The following is a 19,982-nucleotide window of genomic DNA, read 5'->3' on the forward strand; positions in this document are numbered from 1 at the left end:
CCACCCTGAAGGCCGACGGCCCGCCGTCGCTCCCCGGTTTCGGCAGGTGGGGAGGGCGGGCTTTATCCGTCCTTCTTTATTAAAGGTCTTTGCAGTAAGTGACAGTAGGGGGTGCGCGGGGACATGGTCAAGACCAATGGCCGGGGTTCCACGCACGGCCCCGGGCCGCGAGCCGGTACCCTCGCTGGGTGCAGAGCATTTCCACGGTCAACGTCAACGGGATCCGGGCAGCCGCGAAGAAGGGCTTCCTGGAGTGGATGGACGACACCAAGTCCGAGGTGGTCTGCCTCCAGGAGGTGCGTGCCGAGGCCGAGCAGTTCGGCGAGGTCATCGCCCGCCTGGACGGCTGGCACGCGGTCTGGGCGCCGTCCGTCGCGAAGGGCCGCGCCGGCGTCGCCGTGCTCTCCCGGCGCGCCCCGGACGCCACCCGGATCGGCTTCGGCTCGGCCGAGTTCGACACCTCCGGCCGCTACGCGGAACTCGACCTGCCCGGCCTGACCGTCGCCTCCCTCTACCTCCCCTCCGGCGAGGTCGGCACCGCGCGGCAGGACGAGAAGGAACGCTTCATGGCCGAGTTCCTGGTCCACCTCGGCGCCCTGCGCGAGCGGGCCGCCGCCGAGGGCCGCGAGGTCCTGGTCTGCGGCGACTGGAACATCGCCCACCGCGAGGCCGACCTGCGCAACTGGAAGGCCAACCAGAAGAAGGCCGGCTTCCTCCCCGAGGAACGCGCCTGGCTCACCCGCGTCCTCGACGACCACGGCTACGTCGACGTCCTCCGCGCCCAGCACCCCGACCAGGACGGCCCCTACTCCTGGTGGTCCTACCGCGGCCGCGCCTTCGACAACGACGCCGGCTGGCGGATCGACTACCTGATGGCCAGTCAGGGAATCGCGGCTCGGTGCACCGAGGCCTACGTGGAACGACCCGCAAGCCATGCAGAGCGATGGTCGGATCATGCTCCGGTGACGGCCGTCTTCGACGTCTGACAGCCCGCAACGGAACGGGACGAGAACGGCCAAGCAAACTGCAAATCGTGCCGACACCGGCTGGCGGATCGACGCAATCTACACATCGCCGATGCTTCTCAAACACCAGCAAGCCGGACGAAAGGTCTTCTCCAGATAAGGAAGCGACGAGGAGCACCGCAGGCCGGACGGCCATCCACCTGGACTTCTCGTGGCCATCAGCGGGGACTCAACTGGCCGCACACCTGGACTTTGCCGGCTCTGGCACGAGTTCCGTGAAAGCCGCCGTGACTGTCTTCCGGAGGCCGATCTTGAGCGCTGTCAGCAGATCCTGGCTGTCGTCGCCGTCTTGCTCCCGGTGGGCGAGTGCTTGCTGCACGTGGGTGTCCGCTAGCCTCCCGACCATGGAGTTTGCTGCTGGAGCGCCCCTCGCCTGGCACGTGACGTTGCAGAGCGGTGCACTGATCGAGCTGTGGGCCGATGCGTACACCACGGACGAAGGCGCTTACGTCTTCTCAGCCCTGGTTCGTGCGACAGAAGCGGAGCAGGCAGAACTCGATGTCACCGCGAGAACCCCCGCGGATCCCAGCCGTGTCGCCATTGCGGTAGCCCGCGTCCCGCTCACGGAGGTGAAGAACCTGCACACAGCCGCCCTACGCGCCGTGAGCGGGCTCTGCGCTTGCCCCGCTGCCCTGGTGTAGCCCCAGGACGACGGTGATCTTCAGGCCGCGAGGAGTACGCACTTGCGCAGGAGGTCCAGCTTGGCGCGGCCGAACATCTGCCTCTTGAGCATCTTGATCCGGTTGACGTGGCCCTCGACCGGGCCGGAGTTCCAGCGGAGGGTGAGGCCGGCCACGACGGCATCCCAATCCTTGCGCAAGCCGGTGGCGAAGCCTCGCAGCTCGGGCAAGGTGCTCGCTTCGGCGTCTGCGGTCCAGCGTTCGAGTTCCTCTTGGCCGCGCCGGTTCACGATGATCGAGGCGAACCGGGCGACGAGGTCGCACGCTTCGTCCAACTCCCCACAACGGATGGGTAGTTCCTTCAGGAGGACTTGCTGGGCCTCGGATCGGTGATCAGGGTGGGTGAGGATGAGCCCGGTCACCTCGCGGACCTTCGGGACTGGCAGGCGGGTGGTCGGCTTGGCGTTCTCGCGCAGCCGGTACACGAAGCGTCGTATCGTGCGCTCGCTGACGGCCAGTCCGCGTTCGGCGAGTTCGTGGTGGAGCCGCAGTGCGCTGTGGCAGCCTTCGTTGAACCGCGCGATCAGGTAGGCGGCGTGGCCTTCCAGGCTGGTCTGCCGGCCGCCCGAGGGTCCCGCGCCGATCAGCTCGTCCGGGGTGGGCGGCCCGCATGAACTTCCGCACGGTTTTCGGGTCCAGTTGCAGCTCGGCGACGATCTGGCTGTGTCCCATGCCCCTGTCCATCAGCGCGTGAACGGCGGCGTGGCGCTCTCGGGTGCGCCTGGCCCGTGGTCCTTCGGGCAGTTCCACCTTCTCCCTGTCCGGTGTGGGCGGGACCCACTGCGAGCGCAGACGGGCGACCAGCCGCTCAGCGGCAACGCCGAGGTTTGCCCAGAGGTGGTACCTGTCCGCGACCTGCGTCGCGGTGCCGGCGCCACGGGTCGCGCCCTCGGCGTAGTAGGCGGCCCGGTCACGGCAGATCACCTCGACACCGGGGTGCTCGGTGAGCCATTGGGCCAGGGCATCGGCGGACCGCTCGGGCAGGACCTCGACGGGACGGCGGCCCTCGATGTCGATCAGGACGGTGCCGTAGTTGTGACCCTTGCGCAGGGCGAAGTCGTCGACGCCAAGCACGCGGACCCGCCTGTCAGCCGGGTCCGGCAGCGCGCGGATCAGGCGTATCAGGGCATCACGGCCGATCCCGGCTGACAGGCGCTCGGCCAGGCGAGCTCCGGCTCGGCCGCCGAGAGCGAGGGCGACAGCCTCGCGAACCTTCCGCAGCGGTACCGTGCACCGCCCATAACGGAACGTCAGACCGGGGATCTGCTCAGCGAAGGTCCGCTTCCCACAGCCGGCGGTGTCGCAGAAGAACCGGCGGACCCGCAGGTGCAGCAACAGCTCCTGGCCGGAGACCGCGGTGTCGCTGACCCGCCGCTCGTACCCGCTGTGGACACGTCCTGACCACCTCCCGCAGCCGGGACACTCCGCCCCAGGCGCCCGGCCCCGGGCGTGCACCCGCACCGACCGGCCAACCGGCCTGATCAAGTCCACACTCAGCAGCGCGAACTGGGGGAACAAGACAGCCAGAAGGTCAGCGACAGACACCCATCATGATCGACAACTTTCAAGATCCACGGGCGGCTTTCACGGAACTCGCGCCAGAGCCACTTTGCCACGGCCACCGACACGGCTGGAGATCAGTGCCGCGGCGCTTCGAAGGCCGGCGCCTCCAGCTGCAGCACACCGCCGAGCACCTGCCCGGCCATGGGATCCCGGCCCACTTCGGTGGCACCGCACCTGTTCAGAGGCGATACGCAGGGGCTTTGGAAGCGGCGGGCCGATCGCCATGGCGATGCGATGCGTAGTCCGCCGCCACCGCTCACCGCAGTCAGCGGCGAGCGATCCTGAGCCACTCGGTGGCGGGTAGATCGAGAGCGACGAGGACTCGTGCGAACAGCGCGGCAAGAAGAGCGAAGACCAGTAGAACCACGGCCTCCGGGACCTGAAAATGCGTCAGCGCGACGATGACGCCGAGCAGGACAGCAATCATGGCTGTCTGAACGGCGAGGGCAAGGATGATGCGGCGGCGCGGTGATCGGACCGGATGCCAGTGGAGGTCGGAGCGGAGGACAGCGGGGTCGACGACCAGGATCGAGTGCAGTTCCTTCTCGTGGGGCTTGCATGCCTGGGCGAGAACGGCGGCGCAGAGTTGAGCGATACGCGCCTTGCTCCCTTCCGGGTGCCACAGAAGTTTAGAGCGCTCGTCCTTCAAGTTGGCGATCAGGTGCTGCGCGGTGGAGAGGACCTCGGCTCTCGCGTGGAAATCCGCATGGGCTGACAGGGCTGTCGCCTGTATCAGAGCGGCTTGGCACAGGGTGTTGATGGCGGCGGACAGTGCCTGCGTGAGGCTCTGGTAGCGCTTGACCCCGGGGGTAGCTTGCCGGGAATCGGTTTCCGGGGTGCCATCATCGCCGCTCATGAGGAATCCAGCTACGTTCACGGCTGCCCGGGTGGTTGCGGCGAAGACGGTGCTCCGAGCGGTGGCCCGGGCGTCGACTAGGGCGAGCGCCGTAGTGAAGATGAGCATGGCGTAGACGACAGCGATCTGTCTCGCGGTGGGGTCTGCTGCTCCCTGTGCCAGAAGCACCAGCGCAAACGGCACCGCCCAGGCGGCCAGCACTCCGACTTTGTGGACGCCGAACGCTGTGGACCGTGAGGCCATCACGGTGGGGTCAGGCAGTACGCCGTCAGGAACACCGCACTGCCGCAGGGCCGCCTCGGCACGTTCTGCGCTTTCAAGGTTCCGGTTGCGGGCACGGTTGTACAGCGGGCGGAGGATGGTTTGCAGGAAGCGACCAGGGCGTCGGACGGCATACACCCATGTATGGGAGACGCACAGCAGCGTGACGAGGACCCATACGAGCCACAGGACGACGACAGCGACGAGGAGTGTCATGGCGGGAAGGGAATCATTCGCATGTGACAGTCGGGCGCCGGTTGAGACCTGGCGTCTGCGCCGTTCATGGGCTGGCAGGTCCATGGGCCAGGGGCGTACTTCTGCGGGCGGACGCGGAGGCCGGAGCGGGAGGCTGCGTGCGCAGTGATGGCCTCGCAGGTGCGCTCAGATCGAAGCCGCATCAGGAACACCTTGGCCAGCTCGCTCCCGAACGAGCTCTCCTGACCCTTGAGGTGGTCCGGGGTGATGCCGTCGTCGGTGATGATGAGGACCTTGTGGTTTTCCTCAGCCCAGTGCGCCACGTCCGCGCAGTCCTTGGCCGACCACAACTCCCGGTCGACCTTGGCCCACACCATCGCGTCCCACTCGCCCTGCCGATCGGTTAGCCAGGGGCCCAGGTCCGGACGCTTTCCATGGCGTGATCTTCGCGGAAACGTCCAGATCCTCGAAGGAGCCGACAATCTCCCACTCCTTTGAGACCGCATGCCGGGTCGCCGACTCGGCCTGGACCAGGTGAGACACCTTGCCCTCGTCCCCATGCGTGTCCGATGCACGCGAACCGACCACTGCCCGAACCGGTGCCCGCGTCGCGCTGCCCACGGATAGCCCCCTTCACCCAGGCCAGCAGACGTATCCGCACCACCCCCATGCGAACGGGTGGGCCTTTTGGAAAACGCGTCGTTCCACTGGAGGATCAACTACCTGATGGCCTGTCAGGGAATCGCAGCTCGGTGTACCTAGGCCGACGTCGAACGGGCCGACTCCCACGCCGAATGCTGGTCCGACCTCACGGCGGTCTTCGACCGCGCCTTCTAGCCGGAGAATTCGGACCCCTGCCGCCGGACAAAGCTCGCCGCCGGCCGGCGACCCCGGTTGCTCTCAGCTCCTGACGACGCGCGCGCAGAGCGCGTGGCCGTTCGCAGGGGCGGTGCACGCCGACGCCGGCGTGTGCGCGGAGGGGTAGCGGGCTGCGTTTCGGCCTCGGGGAGGGCCCGGCATGGCCGGGCCTTCTCGCGGGTGCGGTGTTAAGGGCCTGAAGTTGGTGGGTCAGTTGAACTGAAAGAGGGCGGTGTGAGTGGTGCCGTCGTCGAGGCCGAGAGAGAACTGCTGCTGGCAGGTGCCGGCGTAGGAGACCGACGTCTTCACAGGTAGCTGTAGGTATCGGTCGCCGCGTCGTACTGCAGGGCACCGTCGCCCGAGGGAATGGTGGACGCGGGCTGCCCGATCGGCGTGCCGGTGGTGCAGTCGAGCTGCTGGGTGGTCGGCTCGCCGGGGTTCAGGATGTTCAGGCCGTAGTTGCCGCCGAGGGTGAACTTCATCGGGATCGCCCGGCCGGCGTGGGCCTGGTTGGATTCGAGCACGACGAGCTCACCGAGGAGTCGCTGCCGCCCCGCCACGTGCGGGCAAAGCCCCAGGTCACGCGCGGCGGTCACCAATGACCGGTGGTTCGACCTGGCCCTGCTGGCTCGGGGGCCCGACCTTGGGTGTCCAGGCCCGTTGCACCGTGCCGATCGCGGTGCGGCGGGCCGTTTCCCGCGCAGACAGAATCTTCGAAGGGACGTTCGTGGACGAGCATCAGGCAGCCTCGGGACAGGACGACGGCAGCCGTCGGGAGGGCGCACCGCAGGAGGATCCGGGGGGCACGGAGTTCTCGCCCGGCGGAGTACCGGGCTTCGGGCCACCGGGCACCGCCGTGCCGTTCGCAGCTCCTGCTCCGGTGCGGCCGGGTGGCGGGGGTTCGCCCGGTGCGGGCCGCCGCCGGAAGGTGCTGTTGTCGGTGGCGGCTGCCGGTGTCTCGCTGGCGGTGATCCTGGGTCTGGTGCTGTGGCCCGACGGCGACGGCACTCCGGCCGTGGAGACCAGGGCGCAGCTCCAGGACCATGCGCGGACCGCCGCGGAGGCCCTGGAGGCGCTGCCGGCCGTGGAGTTGTCCGCGGTGTACGTGCCGGGGCAGGACGGGGCCGCGACCCGTGCGCAGCTCACCGTCACGGCCGGGGGCCAGGCGACCGGGACGCTCCAGGGCCCGGCGAGCGGGAAGGCCGACCTGGCCTGGTCGGGCGACCAGTTGTACCTGAAGGGCGATGCCGCGTTCTGGGCGCAGCAGGAGCCGTTCCACGGGCACGATCTGACGAGCAGTGGCCACTGGGTCGCGCCGGAGAAGCGCTCCGGGTACTACATGCTGGACAGTTTCGGGGTGAATGCGGGTTCCTTGACGCCGAAGGCGCTCGCCGAGGTGGTGCGGCAGATCGTCTCCGATCCCGGGGCGGTGGTCGAGGACGCCGGTCTGCAGGGCGGGCGCCCGGTCACCTCCTTCGTCGGGCGGACGGGGACGGTGGTCGTGACGGCTGCCGCTCCGTACCAGGTGGTGGCGCTCGGGGTCGATCCGGTCGACGCGGGCCCGGTGACGACAGCCATGTGGCACACCGGGGCGGGTTCGCGTTCCGCTGCCGGTGGGCGGCGGGCGGTGCCGGCCGGCTACGGGGACAGCGACCCGTACCAGCCGTACCTGTTCCTGGGGCCCAAGCCGGCCACGGCCGCGCAGGCGGCGGCGGTCGGTTCGGATGCCGCCGCTGCGGCTTCGGCCAGCGTTCCCCCGGCGTCCACCGACGTCGCGGTGGCGTCGGCGGGGCCCGCGTTCAAGGTGGATCTCGGCGGTCCCGACCTGTGCGAGACGGACCTCTGCCCCTACACGGTGACGGTCACCAACCAGGGCGACCAGCCCGCGGACGCGGTGCTCCACGTGAGCTTCCAGGGCCGGCCCCTCGCGGTCCATCCGCTGGGCACCCTCGCCCCGAAGGAGTCCAAGCAGATCAGCGGCAGCACTCCGAACGCGGCCAAGGGCACGAACTCGACGGTGACGGTCACCTACGACGCCTGGGTGTACTCGGCCGCTTCCTACGGGCCGGATCCGGCGGTCGCCGAGCGCCTGCGGGCGCGCAAGCTGGACCCGCAGGAGATCGTCGCCCCTCCGCTGCGGCCGATGGTCTCGATGCTGCTGGACGCCTTCACCCGGGAGGCGGCGCAGGACGACACCGCGGCGAACGACGCCGCCAGGGACCTGCTGGAGAAGGCGGACAACCACGGGCACATTCCCCTGCTCGCCGATCTGGTGTCGTCCGGCCGCGTGCAGAACATCAAGGACCTGCCCGCCCTGATGAAGAAGGCGTACTCCGCCAACAACCCGGGAGGAATCCGGGAGCTGGAGAACGCGGGTCATTTCGTCCGGAACAACCCGGACTACAACGTCATCGTCGACGGCTCCTACCCCCTCGACGGCGTGACCTACAAGGCCGACATCCTGGCGCTGCCGGCCGACGGCGGAACCGCTGGGGCGGACTCGGTCCAGATCAAGACCGTCAATTCCCGGCGGAACTTCGCCGAGGCCGTCGACCTGGGCGCCAGGCAGCTCACCGGCGAAGCGGGAGTCAACGGCGAGGACAAGTTCCCCGACAACTCCCCGCCCGGCTTCAAGCGCGTCCTCCAGCTCAACATCGAGCCGAAATTCCCCGAACTCTTCGGAACGTCCAAGAGCGATCTCGAATACGACCTCTTCAACCTCCGGAAATGGGAGAAGATCCGAAGCATCCTCTGCGAGAAGAGGGCCGGAGGGAACGACCTGCGCGTCCAGCGACTGATCATCGTCAACGGGAGCGGGGTGTCCACCTGGGACAACCTGCCCGACCTGTGCGCCGTGCCTCCCAAGGGGCCGATGCCGACCTGGAAGACCTCCTCGTCCTCGGCCTGACCGGCCCCAGGCCCCGGCCCGGCACCGCGTCCCGGGCGCGGGCCGTGCCGGTCGCCGGCGGGAGCGGCCCGGCGGTGCCGGGCGGCGGCGGACCGGTCAGCCGGTCGCGGCGAGCGACAGCTCCCACAGCCGGGCCGCGGCCTGCGGGTCGATCGCGTGCGGGTGGACGCCGCCGTCGTCCATCGGCGTTCCCGGGGCGACCGCGACGGCCACCTCGCAGTCCTCCAGGTACAGGCCGCCGCGCCCGGCGAGCAGCGGCGAGGTGGCGGCCCACAGGCCGGTGGCGGCGCCCTGCGACGGCGACTTGAAGCCGGCGCCGACCACCGTGCCCTGCTCGTCCACCCACCCCCGGTCGACCTGCTCCTGGAGCGTCATCTCGCGTTGCAGGCCGGTGATGATCCGCCCCGGGTGCAGCGCGAACGCCCGCACCCCGTCGGCCCGCCCGAGCACGTCCAGGTGCACCGCGAACAGCGCGTTGGCGGTCTTCGCCTGGCCGTACGCCAGCCACTTGTCGTAGCCCCCGGCGAAGTGCGGGTCCTGCCAGCGGAAGGCGGTCAGCGCGTGCCCGGCCGAGCTGTTGACCACCACGCGCGCGCCGCCGTCGGCGGCCAGCAGCGGGTACAGCTCGCGGACCAGCGCGAAGTGCCCGAAGTGGTTGACCGCCAACTGGTACTCCCAGCCCGGTCCGACCCGCCGCTCCGGCGTCGCCATCACCCCGGCCACCGCCATCAACAGGTCGATCCCCGGCAGCAGTTCGGCGATCCGGCGGGCGGCGGCCCGCACGCTGCCGAGGTCGGCGAGGTCCATCGCCACCACCTCGCACCCCGCCGCCCCTGCCAGCGCGGCCCGCGCCGCCTCGGGCCGGCGAGCCGGAACGACCACCCGCGCCCCGGCGGCGGCCAGCGCGCGGGCGGTCTCCAGTCCGAGCCCCGAGTAGCCGCCGGTCACCACCGCCCGGGTGCCGGACAGGTCGCGGCCGGCCAGCACCTCCTGAGCGGAACTTGCGGCGGAGAAAGAGGAGTTGACGGGCCGTTGAGCGGAATTGACCAAATCGGTGTTCATGCCGAGGACGCTACGAGCTGGAGCGGGGTCCAGATCAAGTCCCAGGCCGTTCCGTTCGGATCTTGCGCGGCTTGGCTCCTGCTTCCCCGGCGGAGATGCGAGCCGAGGAGGCAGCGCGGCGGTGCCTGGCCGCTCAGGGCGTCCGCCAGGTGCGCGCGACGAGGAACCGGACGCGCCGGTCACCACCGCCAACCAGGTGGCACCCTCCCGGCCCGGCGAGGTGTTCGCCGAAGACCTTCCCTCAGCCGACCGGCTTCACCTGGCTTTCGGGCTGCGACGGGGTGGTGGCCGAGCGATCCGAAGCCCTGCTCCGCCGAGCCCGCCGGGTTCCGGAATGCTCGGGACCGGTGCGCTGGAGGGTGAAGGAGCTGCCGTACCGCACCGCTGCGCGGCTCCCCGGCCTGCACCCGGCCGTCTTCCGCGGCCTCCTGGCGAGCCTCCACGATGTCCACGGCGACCTGGAGCCGGCAGCCACACCGGCCCTCCTCGACCGGCTGGACCTCCCCCGCGCACACGCAGCAGCTCGCCGCACTGCACCACGTCCTCGCCGCGGGGCACAACGACCCTCCCGCAGCCCTGACGGCTGGAACGAGACGGTTCGCTCCTGCTCCTGCTCCTGCTCCTGCTCCTGAGCCGAAGGCCGGTGACCGGCCCCCCGGAGCGGTATCACGAACGGCGGGACCGGAGTGGCCCCGGCCGGCGGACGTGGTCCGAACGGACCGGCCCTAGGCTCCTGCCCATGGCAGCGAACGACAATTCCGCGCGGGCACTGGGCATCGGCGAGGTGGCCGAGCGAACCGGGCTCAGCATCGACACCCTGCGCTTCTACGAACGCGAGAACCTGCTGGTCGGACCGGTTCGACGAACGGCCGGGGGCCGGCGCAGGTACACCGAGTCCGACGTCGAGTGGCTGCTGATCTGCGTCAAGCTCCGCGAGTCCGCGATGCCGCTGGCCGAGCTGCGGCGATTCGCCGAACTGGTCCGCTCCGGCCCGGGCAACGAGGCAGAACGCCACGCCCTGCTCGACGCGCACCGACGGCGCGTGGACGCCCGCATCCGGGAACTGGAGGACTGCCGGGCCGTCATCACCTGGAAGGTCGGCGTCTACGCCGACCACCTCGCCCGCGGCGAGGCCGGCGGCCTGTGGGCCCCGACCGGCTGACCCCGTCCTGCGCGCCGCCGACCTCGAACGGCACCACGCCCACCGGCAGTCGGCGAAAGCCCGGCCCATGCTCAGCCGTCTGTCCTGGCGGCGGGTGCCGGTGGCGGCGCTCAGGGGGTTGAGTGCTGGTGGTGAGGGCGAGGCCGGAGGCTTCACTAGTTGGTGGTGATGTCCGGAATGCCGGTGGGGGCGGGGACGGGTTCGAGGGTGAAAGTCTGGCCCGTGGGCGTGGTCGTACAGGGGAGTTGGAGCACGGAGGCACCCGGGGTGGCGATGCCTCCGGGGACGGTGACGCACGCGTCGGTGTGGGCCGGCCGGATCAGGTAGGCACCGGAGCCGTCCGGCGACGGGCGCAGCCTGAACCGTTCGGCGGTGCCCCGGCGGCCGCAGTAGTCGTTCATCAGGGTGGCGCCCTCGGTGCGCAGTCCGGAGTCGACCCCCAGGCAGCCGTGGCCGAGAACGGGATGGAGCGAGCGGATCGTGTAGAGGCCGTCGGCCCCCGGCTCCAGAACGTAGGTGGGTACGGCGCCGGCGCAGTCGACCTGCGTCACCCGTCCACCGCTGTCCCGGACGGCCGACTCGCCCAGGCACAGGCCCGATCCCGTTGGCCGGATCCGGTACGCCCCTGCGAGTGGGGGCGGATCCTGGGCGGTGCTTCCGTGGGGTGCGGCGGTGCCGGGGGAACCGTCGGGGCCGTTCCGGAGCGCAAGGACTCCCGCCACGGCGAGCACGGCCAGGAGGGCACCGAGCAGGGCTGCGCCCCGGGCCGGCCGCCGCGGGCCGGGCACCGGCGGAGGTGGTGGGGCGGAGGTGCTCGCTTCCGCCCCACCGGTGCCGTCGGTCTCCTCCTTGCCCGATGCCAGGCGGGCGCGTGCCTCCAGCCAGGCGGCCGGAGGCCCCTGGTGGCCGCAGGCGAGCAGGAACGCCCGGAGCACTTCAGGCCTGGGCAGTTGGTCGTGGCGCAGGATGGCGGCCACCGTGCTGCGCGGGAGCGTCTCGCCGAGTTCGGCGGCGCGGTTCTCCAGGGCGCGGTAGGTGAGGCCGGACTGTTCCCGTAACTCCCTTAGGAGCGCGACGAATTGAGCCACGCTGTGGGCGCGGGTCGGATCGGGGGACGGTGGCGGAGAACTCATCCCGCGATTCTTGCGGAGCACCGCGGGCGGAGCCATCGGGATTTGAGCCGTCCACGACCGGCGATCCCGCGGCGGGTGTGCCTAGTACCAGGCGGTGCCCCAGCCGGAGCACTCGATGACCTGGCTGCCGTTCAGCGAGCAGACCTGGAAGGTGAACTGGTCGCCGGACTTCATGCCGGTGGTCGGGGACTGGTTGGCGGACTGGCCGTTCACGCCGCTCTGCCAGCGGTGCCGGAGCGTGCCGGTGAGGGTGGAGTTCACCTTCTTCCAGACCACCCTGGTCGAGGTGGTGTCGTCGGCCCGGTTGTCCCAGAGGCGGAAGGTGTCGGTCTCGCTGATGTACTCGACGCCCGCGAGGTTGTCGGGGGTGCGCAGGGCGATGGTCTTGGCGGCGGCGGGCGTCACCGCCAGCGTCACTGCTGCCAGGGCTGCTGCCGCGGTGACGACGAGTCGACTCTTCATGGGGTGCTCCTCGATCGGGGCCCGTGACGTCGGCACGACTGCCGTGTGGGCGCTCCCAGCTTGTGAAGCGGCGCGGAGGCGGGTCAACGGCGTTCGCCCGTCCGGGACACGGCGCGGCGGGCCGGGGGTCCGTGGCCTTGCGCGTACCCGGCCGTCCGGGACGCGTCCGCTCACCGGGCCGGGTGCCGTGGGAGCGTCCTCGCGCCGTCGGTCCGGTGCGGTGGCCGGCTCTGCCGCCGCTGCGCGGTCCGTCCTGGACAGGTCGGACACCGCTGGTCGGCGGCGGGGCGGCTGTCCACGGGTGTCCGGGACGGCTGATCTCCTTGCCGGCCGCTGCGGCTGGTGGTGGAGTTCGAGTCGCTCGGCCCGGCCGCTGCGCTGCGCACGGGTTCGGGCCGAGGACCGGGCCGTGGATCGGGTTCGTCAGGGCCTGACCGTCCGTCACACCACGAGGAGTTCACGATGAGCAGACTCAAGTACGCGGCCGTCGGCGTCGTCGCCGCCGCCACTGTCGTCCTGGGCACGGCGGGTACCGCGCACGCCGCGAGCTGGATCACCCTGCGTTCGGGGATCAGCCTCGCCACCTGCAAGGCCGAGATGAACGGCGCCACCCAGCCGGTCCGCTGCATCGAGTCCCCGGCGGGCAGTGGCAAGTACAAGTTCCAGGTCTGGGCCTGACCGTGCGCCCCGGCGGTCCGGCCGGCACCTGACGGCCGGCCGCCCCCGGGCCCTCCGGAGGGCTTCACCCCCGCTCCGGGGCCGGCCCGGTCCGGTGGACCTTATTGCGTGCCGCGCGCACAACTGATCGCTGCGCAGCGGGAGTTCATGGTGCCGTAGCTGCCGCTCGGGCCGTACGGTCCGTCTCCTGAGCGGCTGCGGCGGCAGTTCGCCGGGGTGGTCCGGGAGGCCGGTGCGTGCCGTGCTGTCCTGGTGGAGGGCCTGACCTGTGCCGCTGCTGCCTGCGAAGTGATCCGGCGTCAGTCGACGGACAGCTGATTCAGCAGCAGGTAGGCGCGCTGTTCCGCGGCGGCGAGCCGGACGGGGTCGATTCCCGACTCCCACAGTTCGCCGGCCGCGGCGTCGGAGGCTTCGTGCAGCTCGACCAGCGCGGCCGCCAGCCGCACCTGCGCCTCGGGCCGGGCGGCTGCGGCGGCCCGGGTCCTGGCCCGTTCGGCGTCCGCCATCGCGTCCGTGCAGGCGGCCAGCGCCCGTTCGACCCGCACCGCGGCCCGGTCGTGGACGACCAGCAGCGCGCACAGCAGGCCGACGCCGATGCCCAGCACACTGCCCAGGGCCCGGTCGCGCAGCAGGCCCACCGTGCCGGTCGGCGTGACCAGGTCGTTCATCAGCAGGGCCAGTGGCGTCAGGAAGACCACGGCCAGCGCGTAGTTGCGGACCACCAGGTACTCGAGCAGGAACTCCAGCACCACGATCACCAGGACGAGCGCCACCGGCCCCGGCCCGGTGGCCAGCACGGCCAGTGCGATCAGCAGGCCGGCCAGTGTGCCCACGGTCCGCTGCACCGCCCGGTGGGCCGTGGTGCGCACGCTCACCGAGTGCAGCACGGCCGCTGCCGAGATCGCCGCCCAGTAGCCGTGGCCGAGCCCGAGCACCAGTGCCAGGCCCCCGGCCGCGGCCGTGCCGAGCGTCATCCGCAACGCCGGGACGGCGAAGACCGCCGCCCGTCGGGACGCCCGGTCGGCCCCGGAGCGCAGTTCGGCGGTCCGGTGCAGTGCCGCGTCGAAACCGGAGGCGGGGACGCTGACGGGGTGCACGGCCTGGCCCGGGGCGGCCGCGGCGGCCGGCGGGGCCGGCCGGGCGGGCTTGGACAGGTCGCCGACCAGGACCGGGGAGCGGTAGCGGCCGTCGGCCAGCAGTCCGGCCTGCGAGCGCAGTCGCCGGGCCTGCTCGCGGGTGCCGGTGGGCGGGCGGTACGCGGAGCGCACCAGCAGGGACCAGCACGTGTCGGCCAGCCGCAGGCAGACTCCGCCGCGGACTCCGCCGAACCGGTCGGCCGGCGGCCGGGCCCCGAGGGAGGAGTACGCCTGCAGGACGGCGGCGGTCGCCCGGTACCGGGCCCGGGCGTCTGCCGTCCCGTCCGGGCCCGGGCGGTCCAGCAGGTCGGCGACCGCCCGCAGCGCGGTCGCCGTCACCATGCGCTGCGGGTGGTCCCGGTGCCACAGCAGGCCGGACAGCGCCAGCAGCCAGGCCGTGGCGGCGCCGAACGCGGCGGCCGCGGTCTGCGGGCCGATCCGGGCGGCCGTGGCGGCCCCGTTCGCGGCGACGGTGAACGCGAACAGCAGCAGGACCGCTCCCAGGCCGCGCAGCCCCAGGGTGTCGCAGCAGAACTTCGCGACGCCGGCGACCAGCGCGGTCGCCGCGACCACCGCCACTGCGCCGGGGCCGCCCTCCACCGGCCGGGCCGCCACGGCGAGGGCCGACCCGCAGGCCACCGCGCCGGTGATCGCCAGCGCGACCCCGGCCAGCACCCGGGCCCGCCGCCGGTAGGGCAGGTTGCGGCCGAACGTCGTGGTGAAGACGCCGAGCATGGCGTACACCGCGAGCCGGGGCTCGCCCGCCGCGACCAGCGGCAGCGCGGACAGGGCCATCGCCAGCGCCGCCCGGAGGGCGAACCGCAGTGCCCCGTCCACCCGGTCCAGTGCCAGCGCGCCTCTCGGCGAGAGCACCCGGGTCAGCTCGCGGGCCCGGCGGGGGCGGTCGGCAGCGGTCGGCCGTGGTGCGGGGCGGGAACGGAACACCCCCGCTGTATACCAGCCGGGCGGCACGGCGCAGCGGTTCCGGGGACGTCGGGGCGTCGCCATGACCGGGCCGGGGCCGGGGTGGAGCGGGACCGGGGTGACGCCCCCGGCGCGCTTCGCCGTTCAGCGCGCGGACGGGTCCCCGGGGGATTCGCGGGCGACGATCAGCCGGTCGTCCCGGCGGACGGTGCCGATGACGGGATCGCTGTAGCGCAGGGGGCGCCCGTCGCGCACCACCGCGAGGACGGGCTCGGCAAGACGGCGCGGGTCCTGGCCGACCTCGTCCGCGGCGGGCTGCCGCTCGGCGATCTCCATGCCGAGCCCGGCGGACAGCAGGTCCTCCAGCACCGTTCCGACGTCGGGGCACAGGGCGGCGACGCCGAGCAGGTGGCCCGCGGTCTCCGCGGAGGTGATCACGTTGTCGGCTCCGCTGTCGCGCAGCAGTGCGGCGTTCTCCGCGTGCTCGACCGAACTGGTGACGACCGCCGCCGGGTTCATCCGGCGGGTGGTGAGGGCGGCCAGGACTGCGGTGTCGTCGCGGCCGGTGGCGATCAGGACCCGCGCGGCACGGCCGAGTTCGGCCCGGGCCAGGACCTCGCTGCGGGTGCCGTCGCCGACGATGCCGACCAGGCCGTGCCGGTTGGCGTCGTCGACCGCGCCGGGCGCGGTGTCGACGACGACGAGGTCGGCGGGGGCGACGCCGCGCGCCCGCAGGGTCGCGGCGGCGGCCCGGCCCTTGGTGCCGTAGCCGATGAGGACGGTGTGGCCGTGCACCTTGCGCCTCCAGGACTGTTCGCACCACTCCGCGCGGGTCCGGTCGGTCAGCGCCCGGAAGGTCGTGCCGACCAGGATCAGCAGGAAGCCCAGCCGCAGCGGAGTGATCACCAGGGTGTTGACCAGCCGGGCGGTGCCGCTGAACGGGACCACGTCGCCGTATCCGATGGTGGTCAGGGTGACCACCGCGTAGTAGAAGCTCGTCAGCCAGCCGACCGGGTCACCCGTGGAGTCCCGGTAGCCGTCCCGGCCGAGGAACACCACGACGGCGGCCGCCAGGACGATCACGGCCACCAGGGCGAGCCGCCACATGATCAGCCGCACCGGGCCGCGGACCCGGTAGGGCATCCGCAGCCGGCCGTGCTGCCCGCCCGTACTGGTGGTTGGCTCTGGCACAAGCCGAGTCTGCGGGAGATCCCGCTGGTCAGCGACCGGTCCGCGCCGGTCGTCCGTGCCGCCCGGGGAACGGCCGCCCTCCTCGCGGTGGACCGAGGGCGCGCAGGTGCGGCCGCCGAAGCCGGGGGCGCTTCGGCGAGTGCCTCACGGGGACAACAGCCGCTTCAGGCCGTCGAGTTCGGCCAGGACCTGGCGGCCCAGCGAGCCCAGGCCCCGCACCGTGTCCCTGGCCTGGTGCGGGCGTGCGGGCAGCACGTACCCGGCGCTGCCGGCCTGGACGGTCATCGCCGTGAGGTCGTGCGTGATCACGTCGTACATCTCCCGGGCGATCCCGGCGCGGACCAGGTCGGTTCCGGCCGCCGCGGCCCGGGCCTCCAACGCCATCAGCTCCGCCCGCCGGGCGCGCGCCCACCGTCCCCACGCCCAGCACAGCACGAACGGCAGTGCGGACGTGGCGGCGAGGGCCGCCCGCTGCCCTGCCGACAGGTAGCCGAGCCCGCCCCCGGTCACTCCGTGCCAGACGGTCAGCGGGCCGACCGCCAGTGCGCCGGCCAGCGTGGCCCGGGACACCTGCGGCGAGCCCCAGCAGGCGGCCCAGCGGGCCAGGACCAGGTAGCCGACACCGGCCGGGCCCAGCGGGATCCCGGCCAGGAGCTGTCCGAGGCCCGTCCCGATCGCGGCCAGCGCGACGGCGTCCGGATGCCTGCGGCGCAGCGTCATCAGAGCGGCGAGCAGGGCGGTCACCGCCGGGCAAGCGGCCTGCCTCCAGTCCGCCGGGCCCGGTCAGCATCGACCGGCCGCCCAGCGTGAGCAGGAGCAGCGCCCATGCCCCGTCGCCGACGGCGGGTCGGCGCAGGAACCACGTGTGGAGTCGGTGCACGCCGGCAGCCTATGCGTCGACGGCCGTCGCGGAGTCACCCGCAGGGGTGACCCGCTTTCCTCCTCGGGAGGTACGGCGCGGCGTCCTCGCCGGGCGCCGCCGTGCGGCCCCGGCCCGGTCCGTCCCGGGTCCCCGCCCCGGTTGCCCCGTCGGCGTCGGGTGCCCCGGCGGTGACGCGCCCGGCTCTCACGGGCGGCCTCCGTCGGCCTTCACGCACTCGATGAGGTAGGCGCCGGTGGTGGCGTCGCGGGTGACGCCGTGGGTCTCGCTGCGGAAGCCCGGGAAGGCCCGGTCGAAGGCTTCGAGGGCGCCGAGGTAGCGCAGCAGCGGGCCGTCGGGGGCGCCGACGGCTTCGCCGGGCATCAGGACGGGGATGCCGGGCGGGGTGACGGTGACCATGGCCGCGGCGGTGCGGCCGGCCGCCCGCGCCAGGGGCAGGCGTTCGGTGCGTCCGCGGATCAGCTGCTGGTAGCAGTGCTGTGGGGGTGCGACGGGTTCGGGAAGGTCGCGGAAGGCCGCGTCGAGTGCGTCGACGAGTGCGGCTTCGGTGAGGTGCTCGTGCATGTCCTGGCACAGCCGACGCAGGGTCAGGCCGGCGTAGCGGTGGCGGTGTTCGTCCACCAGGGCGGGCAGGACGTGTTCGAGCGGGGTGTCGCCGTCGTAGTGGGCCTTGAAGTCCATCAGGGCGTCCATGAGGGTGCCCCACTTGCCCTTGGTGATGCCCATGGAGAAGAGGATGAGCGTGCTGTAGCTGTCGGTCTTCTCCACGACGATGCCGCGGGTGGCGAGGTAGGCGGTCAGAACGCGGGCCGGGATGCCCCGGGCGTCGGTGCGTCCGGTGGCGCTGACGCCGGGACAGGTGAGGGTCACCTTCACCGGGTCCAGCATGCAGTAGCCGTCGGTCAGCCCCTCGAAGCCGTGCCAGTCGGCGCCGGGTTCCAGGTGCCAGCAGCGCGGATCGGCGGCGAGCAGGGCGGGGGGCGCGTCGGCGAAGTCGACGCGTTCGCCGGTGGCGGGGTCGGTGACGGTGTCCGGCTGCCACACGCCGAAGAACCACCCGGGCCGGTCGCCGGCGGCGGCGATGCGGCGGGCCGTGCGCACCATGGTCCGGCGGAAGCGGACGGCCTCGGTGACGGCCTCGTCGACGAGCCACTGCCCCTGGGGGCCGTCCATCATGGCGGTGGCGACGTCCAGCGAGGCGATCGCCGGGTACAGCGGCGAGGTGGTTCCGTGCATCATGAACGCTTCGTTGAAGCGGTCGTGCTCCACCGGGGCCCGCGGTGAGGGCTTGACGTGCACCATCGCGCTCTGGGAGAGCGCGGCGAGCAGTTTGTGCGTGGACTGGGTGGCGAAGACCGTCGGCCGCAGCGGGTCGTCGAACGTCTCCGGCCCCACCGCCATCCCGTACCGGCCCGCGTAGAGGGGGTGGAACCGGGCGTAGGCGAACCACGCCTCGTCGAAGTGCAGCCGCGGGGTGCTGGGCGCCAGGGCCCGCGCGACCTGGAGCGTGTCGTAGCACAGGCCGTCGTAGGTGGAGTTGGTGAGCACCGCGTACTGCGCCTCGGGGGCGAGGGCGTCGGCGGCGAGGGGGTGTCCGGCGATCTGCGCGCGCACCGCCCGCGCGTCGGTGTGCGCGGGCGGCAGCGGGCCGGCCAGGCCGTAGCCGTTGCGGGTCGGCACCAGGTAGACGGGGCGGGCGCCGGAGATCACCAGTCCGTGCAGCACGGACTTGTGGCAGTTGCGGTCCACCAGGGCGATCTCGTCCCGGGTCACGCTGTAGTGGCCGACCATGCGGTCCGCGGTGGAGTCGCCGTGCAGCACGAAGTAGGTGCGCTCCGCGCCGAACACCCGGGCGGCGTTGCGCTCGGCCTCGCCGATCGGCCCGTTGTGCTCGAACAGCGATCCCAGGGCGCCGACCGAGATCGACAGGTCGGTGCGGAACAGCCGTTCGCCGTAGTAGTCGAAGAACGCCCGCCCCGCAGCGGACTTCAGGAACGCCACCCCGCCCGCGTGCGCCGGGGTGTGCCAGGAGTAGCCGTGCGCGTCCTCGAAGCGGCGCAGCGCCTTGAAGAACGGCGGCAGCACACCCTCCAGGTAGGAGCGGGCCTCGGCGGCCACCCGCCCGGCGATGAAGACGGGCGTGTCCTCCAGCGGCCAGATGTAACCGTTCACCACCTCCGACACCCACAGCGGCAGTTCCTCGAAGTCCTCCTCCGCGTCCTGCGACATGAGGAGGAACACGGGCAGGTCCTTGAAGCGGCGCGAGATCGCCGCGAGGACCTCGGCGCCGCCGCCCCCGCCCGGGGTCCCGGCCCGGGTGGCGAGGTCCCAGGAGACCACCGCGGCGGCCAGCCCCGCCTCCGTCCGCAGCACCGCCCGGGCGTCGCGCGCGTCGCCCGCCCACCGGACCAGCAGGCCCGTGTCCTCCAGTTCCGCGCCGATCCGCCGGAGCTGCTCCAGCACGCCGCCGGCGCCTTCGCCCGGCGCCCGCACTGCCAGAAGTACCGTGCCCGTTCCCATCGACGATCCCCGTTCCCGATCCCGCACCTCGTTCCGCGCTGGTAACCGGCCCCGGGGCCCCGACAGCACCGGCGGCGGCCGGGATTCACCCGATGGGGATCGGTCCGGGCGGCGCTCCAGCGGCCCGGCCCGCGCCTGCGCGGCGCGGCGCCACTGCGCGGGCAGCCGGTTCCGCACTGCGGTGGAAGGGCTTTGACGGTACGTCAGGCGTTCGACCCGGCGCGCGGGTCGGCGGGGGAATTCGATCGTGAGTTCCGTCGGCATGGTTGACCATATTGAAGTGGCCATGGCATTTTCGTCCGGCGCGGACGTGCACCAACCGGTCGCCCGCCCGCAATCCCCCACAAGGAGAGCCATGTTCAAGAGATTCGCCGCCGCGCTCGGCGCGGTCGCGGTCGCCGCGGGTGCCCTGACACTCGGTGCCGCTCCCGCGCAGGCCGTCCAGGCGGGCGATCTGACCTCCACCATCGCGCTGAGCAACTGCTCTG

17 protein-coding genes are annotated in these 19,982 nt (G+C 72.2%); 5 read left to right on the top strand and 12 right to left on the bottom strand.

The annotated features are described in order from the left end of the window. Positions 1–188 precede the first annotated feature (188 nt). On the top strand, positions 189–986 hold the full coding sequence (locus ACFV1L_RS08315) for an exodeoxyribonuclease III (protein WP_380364051.1): 798 nt from the start codon (positions 189–191) through the stop codon (positions 984–986). A 383-nt stretch (positions 987–1,369) separates the two neighbouring features. Then, complete coding sequence (locus tag ACFV1L_RS08320) at positions 1,370–1,666, top strand: hypothetical protein (protein ID WP_380364052.1); 297 nt, start codon at positions 1,370–1,372, stop codon at positions 1,664–1,666. A 20-nt stretch (positions 1,667–1,686) separates the two neighbouring features. Here ACFV1L_RS08320 and ACFV1L_RS08325 read toward each other — a convergent pair whose 3' ends face one another. The 5 genes from ACFV1L_RS08325 to ACFV1L_RS08345 all read right to left on the bottom strand — a co-directional run bounded on the left by ACFV1L_RS08325 (position 1,687) and on the right by ACFV1L_RS08345 (position 5,962). Further along, complete coding sequence (locus ACFV1L_RS08325) at positions 1,687–2,130, bottom strand: transposase (RefSeq protein WP_380364054.1); 444 nt, start codon at positions 2,128–2,130, stop codon at positions 1,687–1,689. Then, positions 2,039–3,250 carry an ISL3 family transposase gene (locus tag ACFV1L_RS08330; RefSeq protein ID WP_380364056.1) on the bottom strand — a complete coding sequence of 404 codons (1,212 nt, stop codon included), beginning with the start codon at positions 3,248–3,250 and terminating at the stop codon, positions 2,039–2,041. The genes ACFV1L_RS08325 and ACFV1L_RS08330 overlap by 92 nt, the downstream gene beginning before the upstream one ends. A 283-nt stretch (positions 3,251–3,533) precedes the next feature. After that, entirely contained in the window at positions 3,534–4,601 is a 1,068-nt protein-coding gene (locus ACFV1L_RS08335; protein WP_380364058.1) for a hypothetical protein, read from the bottom strand. Continuing rightward, complete coding sequence (locus ACFV1L_RS08340) at positions 4,598–4,957, bottom strand: hypothetical protein (RefSeq protein WP_380364060.1); 360 nt, start codon at positions 4,955–4,957, stop codon at positions 4,598–4,600. Before ACFV1L_RS08340 ends, ACFV1L_RS08335 begins: the two co-directional genes overlap by 4 nt. A 786-nt stretch (positions 4,958–5,743) precedes the next feature. Further along, a complete protein-coding gene (locus ACFV1L_RS08345; RefSeq protein ID WP_380364062.1) occupies positions 5,744–5,962 on the bottom strand; it encodes a PxKF domain-containing protein in 219 nt (72 codons plus the stop codon). A 416-nt stretch (positions 5,963–6,378) separates the two neighbouring features. Here ACFV1L_RS08345 and ACFV1L_RS08350 point away from each other — a divergent pair, with 416 nt between their 5' ends. Further along, positions 6,379–8,346: a hypothetical protein gene (locus ACFV1L_RS08350; protein ID WP_380364064.1), complete on the top strand. Its 1,968-nt coding sequence runs from the start codon at positions 6,379–6,381 to the stop codon at positions 8,344–8,346. 96 nt (positions 8,347–8,442) lie between these two features. Here the strand turns inward: ACFV1L_RS08350 and ACFV1L_RS08355 are convergent, their stop codons facing one another. Continuing rightward, positions 8,443–9,408 carry an oxidoreductase gene (locus ACFV1L_RS08355; protein WP_380364066.1) on the bottom strand — a complete coding sequence of 322 codons (966 nt, stop codon included), beginning with the start codon at positions 9,406–9,408 and terminating at the stop codon, positions 8,443–8,445. A gap of 739 nt (positions 9,409–10,147) precedes the next feature. On the opposite strand from ACFV1L_RS08355, the gene ACFV1L_RS08360 reads away from it, so the two are divergent. Then, positions 10,148–10,570, top strand: coding sequence for a MerR family transcriptional regulator (locus ACFV1L_RS08360; RefSeq protein WP_380364068.1), 423 nt, complete (start codon positions 10,148–10,150; stop codon positions 10,568–10,570). Between the two features lie 155 nt (positions 10,571–10,725). Here the strand turns inward: ACFV1L_RS08360 and ACFV1L_RS08365 are convergent, their stop codons facing one another. Together ACFV1L_RS08365 and ACFV1L_RS08370 are read right to left on the bottom strand one after the other, a co-directional pair. Next, a complete protein-coding gene (locus ACFV1L_RS08365) occupies positions 10,726–11,703 on the bottom strand; it encodes an RICIN domain-containing protein (RefSeq protein WP_380364069.1) in 978 nt (325 codons plus the stop codon). An 81-nt stretch (positions 11,704–11,784) separates the two neighbouring features. Beyond that, positions 11,785–12,165 (bottom strand): hypothetical protein, encoded by a 381-nt coding sequence (locus ACFV1L_RS08370; RefSeq protein WP_380364071.1) that lies wholly within the window; start codon positions 12,163–12,165, stop codon positions 11,785–11,787. Positions 12,166–12,627: 462 nt separating this feature from the next. Here ACFV1L_RS08370 and ACFV1L_RS08375 point away from each other — a divergent pair, with 462 nt between their 5' ends. Further along, positions 12,628–12,843, top strand: a complete 216-nt coding sequence (locus ACFV1L_RS08375; protein ID WP_380364073.1) for a hypothetical protein — start codon at positions 12,628–12,630, stop codon at positions 12,841–12,843. Positions 12,844–13,142: 299 nt separating this feature from the next. Here ACFV1L_RS08375 and ACFV1L_RS08380 read toward each other — a convergent pair whose 3' ends face one another. From ACFV1L_RS08380 to ACFV1L_RS08395, 4 genes are all read right to left on the bottom strand, one after another. Beyond that, positions 13,143–14,924: an FUSC family protein gene (locus ACFV1L_RS08380; RefSeq protein ID WP_380364074.1), complete on the bottom strand. Its 1,782-nt coding sequence runs from the start codon at positions 14,922–14,924 to the stop codon at positions 13,143–13,145. A gap of 123 nt (positions 14,925–15,047) precedes the next feature. After that, positions 15,048–16,094: a potassium channel family protein gene (locus ACFV1L_RS08385; RefSeq protein WP_380364076.1), complete on the bottom strand. Its 1,047-nt coding sequence runs from the start codon at positions 16,092–16,094 to the stop codon at positions 15,048–15,050. A 144-nt stretch (positions 16,095–16,238) separates the two neighbouring features. Continuing rightward, the gene (locus ACFV1L_RS08390) at positions 16,239–16,838 is read right to left on the bottom strand and encodes a histidine kinase (RefSeq protein ID WP_380364078.1); all 600 of its coding nucleotides are present in this window, start codon (positions 16,836–16,838) and stop codon (positions 16,239–16,241) included. A 322-nt stretch (positions 16,839–17,160) separates the two neighbouring features. Next, positions 17,161–19,494 carry an Orn/Lys/Arg decarboxylase N-terminal domain-containing protein gene (locus ACFV1L_RS08395; protein ID WP_380364080.1) on the bottom strand — a complete coding sequence of 778 codons (2,334 nt, stop codon included), beginning with the start codon at positions 19,492–19,494 and terminating at the stop codon, positions 17,161–17,163. Between the last annotated feature and the right edge of the window lie 488 nt (positions 19,495–19,982).

This window comes from Kitasatospora sp. NPDC059646 (assembly GCF_042734615.1).
Classification (GTDB): domain Bacteria; phylum Actinomycetota; class Actinomycetes; order Streptomycetales; family Streptomycetaceae; genus Kitasatospora.

Coding starts and splice junctions, on each gene's coding strand:
- ACFV1L_RS08375 (WP_380364073.1), top strand. CDS start 12,628: ATGAGCAGACTCAAGTACGCGGCCGTCGGCGTCGTCGCCGCCGCCACT.
- ACFV1L_RS08370 (WP_380364071.1), bottom strand. CDS start 12,165: ATGAAGAGTCGACTCGTCGTCACCGCGGCAGCAGCCCTGGCAGCAGTG.
- ACFV1L_RS08320 (WP_380364052.1), top strand. CDS start 1,370: ATGGAGTTTGCTGCTGGAGCGCCCCTCGCCTGGCACGTGACGTTGCAG.
- ACFV1L_RS08355 (WP_380364066.1), bottom strand. CDS start 9,408: ATGAACACCGATTTGGTCAATTCCGCTCAACGGCCCGTCAACTCCTCT.
- ACFV1L_RS08365 (WP_380364069.1), bottom strand. CDS start 11,703: ATGAGTTCTCCGCCACCGTCCCCCGATCCGACCCGCGCCCACAGCGTG.
- ACFV1L_RS08335 (WP_380364058.1), bottom strand. CDS start 4,601: ATGACACTCCTCGTCGCTGTCGTCGTCCTGTGGCTCGTATGGGTCCTC.
- ACFV1L_RS08360 (WP_380364068.1), top strand. CDS start 10,148: ATGGCAGCGAACGACAATTCCGCGCGGGCACTGGGCATCGGCGAGGTG.
- ACFV1L_RS08340 (WP_380364060.1), bottom strand. CDS start 4,957: ATGGTGTGGGCCAAGGTCGACCGGGAGTTGTGGTCGGCCAAGGACTGC.
- ACFV1L_RS08395 (WP_380364080.1), bottom strand. CDS start 19,494: ATGGGAACGGGCACGGTACTTCTGGCAGTGCGGGCGCCGGGCGAAGGC.